This is a genomic window from Streptomyces sp. NPDC031132 (assembly GCF_055570595.1).
In genome coordinates this window covers 1-6002 of record NZ_JBVIGX010000037.1, presented here as the reverse complement: position 1 = coordinate 6002, position 6002 = coordinate 1, and the positions used below count along the sequence as shown (strand labels likewise).

At 74.3% G+C, this 6002-nt stretch carries 7 protein-coding genes; 5 read left to right on the top strand and 2 right to left on the bottom strand.

The features are described 5' to 3' along the window. Window positions 1-122 precede the first annotated feature (122 nt). Window positions 123-1190, bottom strand: a complete 1068-nt coding sequence (locus tag ACZ49B_RS33180; RefSeq protein WP_468313288.1) for a hypothetical protein — start codon at window positions 1188-1190, stop codon at window positions 123-125. Window positions 1191-1428: 238 nt separating this feature from the next. Here ACZ49B_RS33180 and ACZ49B_RS33175 point away from each other — a divergent pair, with 238 nt between their 5' ends. The 3 genes from ACZ49B_RS33175 to ACZ49B_RS33165 all read left to right on the top strand — a co-directional run bounded on the left by ACZ49B_RS33175 (window position 1429) and on the right by ACZ49B_RS33165 (window position 3979). After that, window positions 1429-1614: a DUF6381 family protein gene (locus ACZ49B_RS33175; RefSeq protein ID WP_468313285.1), complete on the top strand. Its 186-nt coding sequence runs from the start codon at window positions 1429-1431 to the stop codon at window positions 1612-1614. A 135-nt stretch (window positions 1615-1749) separates the two neighbouring features. Beyond that, window positions 1750-2259 carry a mycothiol transferase gene (locus ACZ49B_RS33170; protein WP_468313283.1) on the top strand — a complete coding sequence of 170 codons (510 nt, stop codon included), beginning with the start codon at window positions 1750-1752 and terminating at the stop codon, window positions 2257-2259. A 130-nt stretch (window positions 2260-2389) separates the two neighbouring features. Beyond that, window positions 2390-3979 carry a carboxylesterase/lipase family protein gene (locus tag ACZ49B_RS33165; RefSeq protein WP_468313280.1) on the top strand — a complete coding sequence of 530 codons (1590 nt, stop codon included), beginning with the start codon at window positions 2390-2392 and terminating at the stop codon, window positions 3977-3979. Between the two features lies 1 nt (window position 3980). On the opposite strand, the gene ACZ49B_RS33160 is transcribed toward ACZ49B_RS33165, so the two are convergent. Next, on the bottom strand, window positions 3981-4730 hold the full coding sequence (locus ACZ49B_RS33160; protein WP_468313278.1) for a hypothetical protein: 750 nt from the start codon (window positions 4728-4730) through the stop codon (window positions 3981-3983). Window positions 4731-4807: 77 nt separating this feature from the next. Between ACZ49B_RS33160 and ACZ49B_RS33155 the strand changes: the two genes are divergently transcribed. Then, window positions 4808-5332: an HAD domain-containing protein gene (locus tag ACZ49B_RS33155; RefSeq protein ID WP_468313275.1), complete on the top strand. Its 525-nt coding sequence runs from the start codon at window positions 4808-4810 to the stop codon at window positions 5330-5332. 74 nt (window positions 5333-5406) lie between these two features. After that, on the top strand, window positions 5407-5799 hold the full coding sequence (locus ACZ49B_RS33150) for a hypothetical protein (RefSeq protein ID WP_468313272.1): 393 nt from the start codon (window positions 5407-5409) through the stop codon (window positions 5797-5799). Window positions 5800-6002 lie beyond the last annotated feature (203 nt).

Below are 6002 nucleotides of genomic sequence, written 5' to 3'. Positions count from 1 at the left end.
AATGGCGCGGGTTTCAGCACGTGCATACCCCCCCCTGTTGGGGGAACTTTGACCATGGCCCGCACCCCCACCCCCCCGGCCCCCCCCCCCCACGCCCCCCCCCCCCCCCCCCCCCGTCGCGGTCAGCCGCCGGCGCCCGCCCGGGCCTGCGGCGACCGGTTCAGGAGCGCCAGGCCGGCCAGGACCGAGGCGGCCGCGGCGCAGAGCACCGCGGTGACGCCCGCCCAGGCCAGGGGGGCGCTCGCCGCGCCCTCCAGCGGGTCGAACCCCGCGACTCCGCCGACCACGTGGAGGGCGACGACTGCGACGGCGCCCGCCGCACCGGCCCGCCAGGCGGCGGCGGTGTCGCGCACCGCCAACAGGGCGCCGAGCCCCAGGCACAGCACGGTGACGAGGAGGGGAAGGAGGGCCGTCGGGGTCTGGGACGGCAGGGCCGTCAGGTCGCCCGGCAGGTGCAGGACGCCGCAGACGAGCAGGGCGGCGGCCACCGGCCAGCGCAGGACGTGGCGCAGCGCGCCGGAGCGGGCGGGGGCGGCCGGGGTCCCGTTCCCGGTGCGCCCGTACGGCCGCCGCGGCCGCCCGTATGGCGCGGAGGACTCGTACGGCTCGTCGTCGTAAGGCTCGTCGTACGGTTCCTCGGAGAGCGGCTCGTGCCGCCGTTCGTGCGGCTGTTCGTACCGCGCCTGCGGTGCGGCCGGGCGCTGCCAGGCGGGACCCGCGCGGCGGGCGGGCCGGCCGTTGCGCGCCCCCGAGGCGGGGTGCGCGGACCGGACGGTCGGGGCTGCCTCAGCGGACTCTGGAGTCTCCAGGGCCTCCGGAGCCCCCAAGGCTTGTTGGGTCCGGGCGGTCTCTGCGGTCGGGGCGGTCTGGTCGGGGTCCGAGGGGTCCGGCGGGTCCGGGGGCCGATCGTCCTCGCCCGTCCCGAGGATGCCGACCAGCAGGGCCACGTCCTGGACCGGCCGTCCGACGGCCGCCGCGCGCAGCGCCTGGTGGCCGTGGTCGGGGCTCTGGCCGGTGTCCTTGAGGAGGCTCACCAGTTCGGCGACCTCCTCGAGCGGCCGGCAGGTGCCGGCCGTCTCCAGCAGGGTGCGTATGGGCTCGGCACTCGTCGGGGTCGCTGCGCCGGTGGTGTCGGGGAGCTCGCGGGGGTCGTCGCCCTGTGTCGCCGCGAGCGTGATGGGGTCATTCATGGAAAGCTCCGTTCGCCGACGCGCGGGTCTACACATCGCGCGCCGGTCAACGTGCGTCATGGGAATCGCACGCTCAGTCACATTCAGCGGGACCCCTCTCCGCTGCGCCATTCGGGGCGGGCAAACGGGGGAGCCCGCCTCCCGGCGGTCACCGGAGCAGCCGGTTCGAGATGCGCCCGCGCAGTGCTGCTGGTTCGCTGAATCCGGCCTCCTTACCCCCCACACCCGAGGAGTGATCATGAGCGCTGGCGAAACCCACGGCCGGGTCCGGCAACTGCGCGAGAAGGCGCAGGAGCTGAGCAACGCGGCCGAACGCTCCACCGATCCGGAAGAGCGCCAAAGGCTCCAGGAGAAGGCCCGCCGACTCCAGGAGCAGAGCGAGAAGGAAGGCAGGATCGACGACCGGGGCATGGATCCCATGTAGCCCGCGTCGCCCCACACATCGGCCGGTGGCCACGGGCACCGGCCGATGCCGTACGTCACGTCACGTCAGTGGTTTCCGTGGTTTCGGTGGTTCCGGTGGTTCCGGTGGTTTCGCGAACACGTCTGGGGACGGTGCATGAAGGCTACGGAGGTACTGGCCGATGCGTACGGACGCATCCGCGAGGTGGTGCACGACGTGGTCGAGGGGCTCTCGGCCGAGGAGCTGAACGCGCGGATCGACCCGAAGGCGAACTCGATCACCTGGCTGGTGTGGCACCTGACCCGGGTGCAGGACGACCACGTGGCGGACGCATCGGGCCTGGAGCAGGTCTGGACGGCACAGGACTGGTTCACCCGCTTCGCCCTGCCGATGCCCGCCGAGGCCACCGGCTTCGGGCACACCGCGGCGCAGGTCGGGAAGGTCGTGGTCGAGTCGGGCGAACTGCTGCTGGGGTACTTCGACGCCGTCCACGAGCAGAGCACCGCGTTCATCCGCGGCCTCGCCGCCGCCGATTTGGAACGCGTGGTCGACGAGCGCTGGGACCCGCCGGTCACCCTGGGGGTGCGGCTGATGAGCGTCATCGCCGACGACCTCCAGCACGCCGGGCAGGCGGCCTACGTACGGGGCGCACTGCAGCGGCGATAGCGCCCGGCCCCCAACACCCCGGCACGGCCCGCATGTTGACCGGATTTCGAGCCTGCTCCGGGGAATGCATGGCAGAGACGAAAGGCGGTCGCCCGTGTCCCGTGCCCGTTGCCCACGACGCCGGAGCTCCATGTGGTGCGCCGTGTGGTGCGCCTTCCTCCTGCTCGCCACCGCGGCCGGACCGGCGTCCGCCGCGGCGGACGCGCCTGCCGCGGACCGGCCCGTGGTGGACACCGACCGGGGGCCGGTACGCGGCCGGACGCACGGCGCGTACCGCACCTTCGAGGGGATCCCGTTCGCGGCGCCGCCGACCGGCCCGCTCCGCTGGCGGCTTCCGCAGCCCGCGGCGCGGTGGGCGGGCGTACGCGACGCCGGGGCCCCGGGGGCGCGCTGCGTGCAGCTGCCGCCGGTGGGCCCGGGCGGCCCGAGCGGCTCCGAGGACTGCCTGTACCTGAACGTCACGTCGCCGAACGCGTCGCCCTCGGGCGGGCAGCGGCGGCCCGTCATGGTCTGGTTCCACGGCGGCGGCTTCGTCAACGGGGCCGGGGACCTGTACCGGCCCGGGCAACTGGCCGTCCAGGGCGGTGCGGTGGTCGTCACCGCCAACTACCGGCTCGGAATCTTCGGGCTCTTCGGGCATCCGGCGCTCGGCGGTGCCCCCGACTTCGCCATCGCCGACCAGCAGGCGGCGCTGCGCTGGGTGCGGGCCAACGCCGCGCGCTTCGGCGGCGACCCGTCCCACGTGACGCTGTTCGGCGAGTCGGCCGGCGGCCTCAGCCTCTGCGCGCACCTCACCTCACCGACCTCGGGCGGCCTGTTCCACCGGGCGGTCCTGCAGAGCGGCTCCTGCTCCACCACCATGCCGCCGCGCTCGCTCCTGCCCACCCTGGGCCGGTACGAGCCGTTCGTGCCCGAACAGCGCACCGTCGCGGACGGCCTCGCGGCGGCGGCCGCGCTCGGCTGCGACCGGCCGGATCCGGGCGCCGTACTGGACTGCCTGCGCGGGAGGGACGCGGCGACCCTCGCGACCCCGGAGCTGATGCAACGGTTCTCCCTCGTCTCCTACGGCAACCGCCTGCTGCCCGAGGAACCCCGCTCGGCCCTGGAGGGCGGCCGCTTCCACCGGGTGCCGGTGATCGAGGGCAGTACCCGGGACGAGATGCGGATCTTCCTGGCGCAGAGCCTGGCGGCGTTCCCCATCCCCGACGCGGGTGCCTACCGGGCCCGGGTGGAACAGTCGTTCGGCGCCGCCGCCGTCCCGGCCGTCGAGGCGCAGTACCCGGCGGCGGCGTACCCGACGCCGGCGCTGGCCTGGGCCGCCGTACTCTCCGACGCCTCGTTCACCTGTCCGGCGCTGCGGGACAGCAGGGCGGTGGCGCGGCACGTGCCGACGTACGTGTACCGGTTCAGCGACCGGGACGCGCCGAACTTCACCGGCCTGCCGGAGGTGGAGGGCTTCCCGTACGGTGCTTCGCACGGCTTCGAACTGCCCTATCTGTTCACGATGGACGCCGCCCTGACCGCGCCGCAGCGCGCGCTGTCGAAGCGGATGACCGGCGACTGGACGGCGTTCGCCCGCACGGGCCGGCCCACCGCCGCATGGCCGCGGTTCGACTCCGCCGGATCCGTACTGTCCTACGCGCCGGGACCGGGCGGGGTCCACGTGGTGAACGGGCCGGCGGAGCACCACTGCGCGTTCTGGGACGCGCAGTGGCCGTGACTCACCAGGGCGCGGTGGTGACGACGTCCCCATCGGGCGTCCGGACGGACACCGTGCCGTGGTCCCCGTACACCTGCTGCCGCCATGACACGAACACCTGCGCCACCCGGCGGCCGTCCTCCGCGAGGCCCTTGCCGACGGCCCGGGTCGTGAAGGTGACGAGCGCCTCGCCGGCGTCCCGCCCCTTGCGGACCCGGGCCTCCCTGACGGCCCGCTCGGGCAGGAACTGGTCCTCCCTGCTGCGCCGCTCGGCGTAGTAGGCGTTGAAGTCCCGGGTCATGTCGAACCACCCGGCGCCCCCGCAGGGGCCCGCCCCGTTGGTGACGTCCCCGTCGGTGACGTCCCCGTCGGTGGGCGGATCCGGCGCCCCGGTGTCCTGATCGGTGGGCGGCCCCGCGTGCCCACCCGTCTCCTGATCGGTGGGCGGCCCGGCGTAACTGCCCGTCTCCTGATCGGTGGGCGGCCCGGCGTAACTGCCCGTCTCCTGATCGGTCGGAGGACCGGCGTAACCACCTGTCTCCTGGTCCGTCGGCGGGCCGGCGTAGCCGCCGCCTTGCTCCTCCGTCGGCGGATCCGGCAGACCCGTTCCGGCGCCGCCCGTCGTCCGGTCGAGGCCGCAGGTCTCCTTCACCGGCGCCGGCGGCGGCGCGGCGGCCTCCCCGGCATGCCGCGTGCCACAGGCCGCGAGCACGGCGCACAGCAGCCCCGCCACCGCCGCGCTCCCGGCCACGGACACAGCTGTCCTCGTCATGGTCGTCCCCCCTTTGCCCATGGAGAGGGCATCACGCCGCCCGCGGTTCCACGTCCGGGGGCGGCTATCGTGCCGCCATGACCGGCCCCGGGCAGCGCCCCCTCCTCTTCCTCGACGTCGACGGACCGCTCATCCCGTTCGGGGCCACGCCCGACGAGCTGCCGGACGGCTATCCGACGTACGGGACGCGGCCGGACGCGAACCCCCTCCTCGCCAGGATCGACCCCGCGCTCGGGCCCAGCCTGCTGGCGCTGCCGTGCGAACTGGTCTGGGCGACGACGTGGATGGACGACGCGAACGAGTGGGTCGCGCCGCGCATCGGACTGCCGGAACTGCCGGTGGTGGACTGGCCGGACCCGTGCGAGGAGGACGGCGCCCGGGAGCGGATCCACTGGAAGACCCGGGCCCTCGTCGCGTGCGCCGCCGGCCGCCCGTTCGCCTGGGTCGACGACGAGATCACCGACGCCGACCGGACCTGGGTGGCCGCACACCACCCGGGCCCGTCCCTGCTCCACCGCGTGGACCCCCGCGTCGGCCTCGGACCCGCTGACTTCGCCACATTGGCCGCCTGGCTGGGCGGGGCCGCCCACGCCGGGCCGTGAGTATGGTCCGGGAAGGCGAAAGGCCGCAGGATGGAGCCGTCGACGACTGCACATCGGCCCCAGGAGGTCCGGGCATGAAGGCTGTCCCCGCCCTGCCCGCGCAGTTCGCCTGGCACGACACGGGTACAAGCGTCTTCCGCCGGGCGGCCCGGGCCGAAGGACGCTGGTGGGTCCTACGGCTCAACCACTTTCCCGAACATCCCCTCTACACCTTGTTCATCGACGCTCAGGTCATCGGCGATCTCGATGACGTCCCGGACACCTGGCGGTTGCGTCCCGGCGCCGCGCTCCCCGTTCTCAGTGCGTCGGAACGCGCCGAGGTGCTCGACCTCATGACCGGCCTCGGTCCCTACGGAGCCGAGGCCGGCACCCCGTGCGCAGGCGACTGGTGCACCTGCAGCATCCTCACCGACGCGTACGCCGCCCGGCTCGACAGCCCTCCGCGAACCATCACCGAGTCGCACTAGGGGTGTCCGCAAAGTCCTGCCGGGCGGCGCCCGCGGCGTCTCGCCCCGACAACGCGGCGAGGTGCGGCACCAGATGCCGCGGGCCAGGCAGGACCTTGCGGACACCTTCTAGGGGGTGTCTTGCCGATCAGGCCGGATCAGGGAGCGGCGTCCGGTGCGTGCGATCGCAAGGCCGAGGAGGGAGTCGACGCGGAGCGTCGGCG

What these genes read in the sequence shown, in the direction of transcription:
- ACZ49B_RS33180 (WP_468313288.1), bottom strand. Translation starts at nt 1,190, where the DNA reads ATGAATGACCCCATCACGCTCGCGGCGACACAGGGCGACGACCCCCGC.
- ACZ49B_RS33175 (WP_468313285.1), top strand. Translation starts at nt 1,429, where the DNA reads ATGAGCGCTGGCGAAACCCACGGCCGGGTCCGGCAACTGCGCGAGAAG.
- ACZ49B_RS33170 (WP_468313283.1), top strand. Translation starts at nt 1,750, where the DNA reads ATGAAGGCTACGGAGGTACTGGCCGATGCGTACGGACGCATCCGCGAG.
- ACZ49B_RS33165 (WP_468313280.1), top strand. Translation starts at nt 2,390, where the DNA reads ATGTGGTGCGCCGTGTGGTGCGCCTTCCTCCTGCTCGCCACCGCGGCC.
- ACZ49B_RS33160 (WP_468313278.1), bottom strand. Translation starts at nt 4,730, where the DNA reads ATGACGAGGACAGCTGTGTCCGTGGCCGGGAGCGCGGCGGTGGCGGGG.
- ACZ49B_RS33155 (WP_468313275.1), top strand. Translation starts at nt 4,808, where the DNA reads ATGACCGGCCCCGGGCAGCGCCCCCTCCTCTTCCTCGACGTCGACGGA.
- ACZ49B_RS33150 (WP_468313272.1), top strand. Translation starts at nt 5,407, where the DNA reads ATGAAGGCTGTCCCCGCCCTGCCCGCGCAGTTCGCCTGGCACGACACG.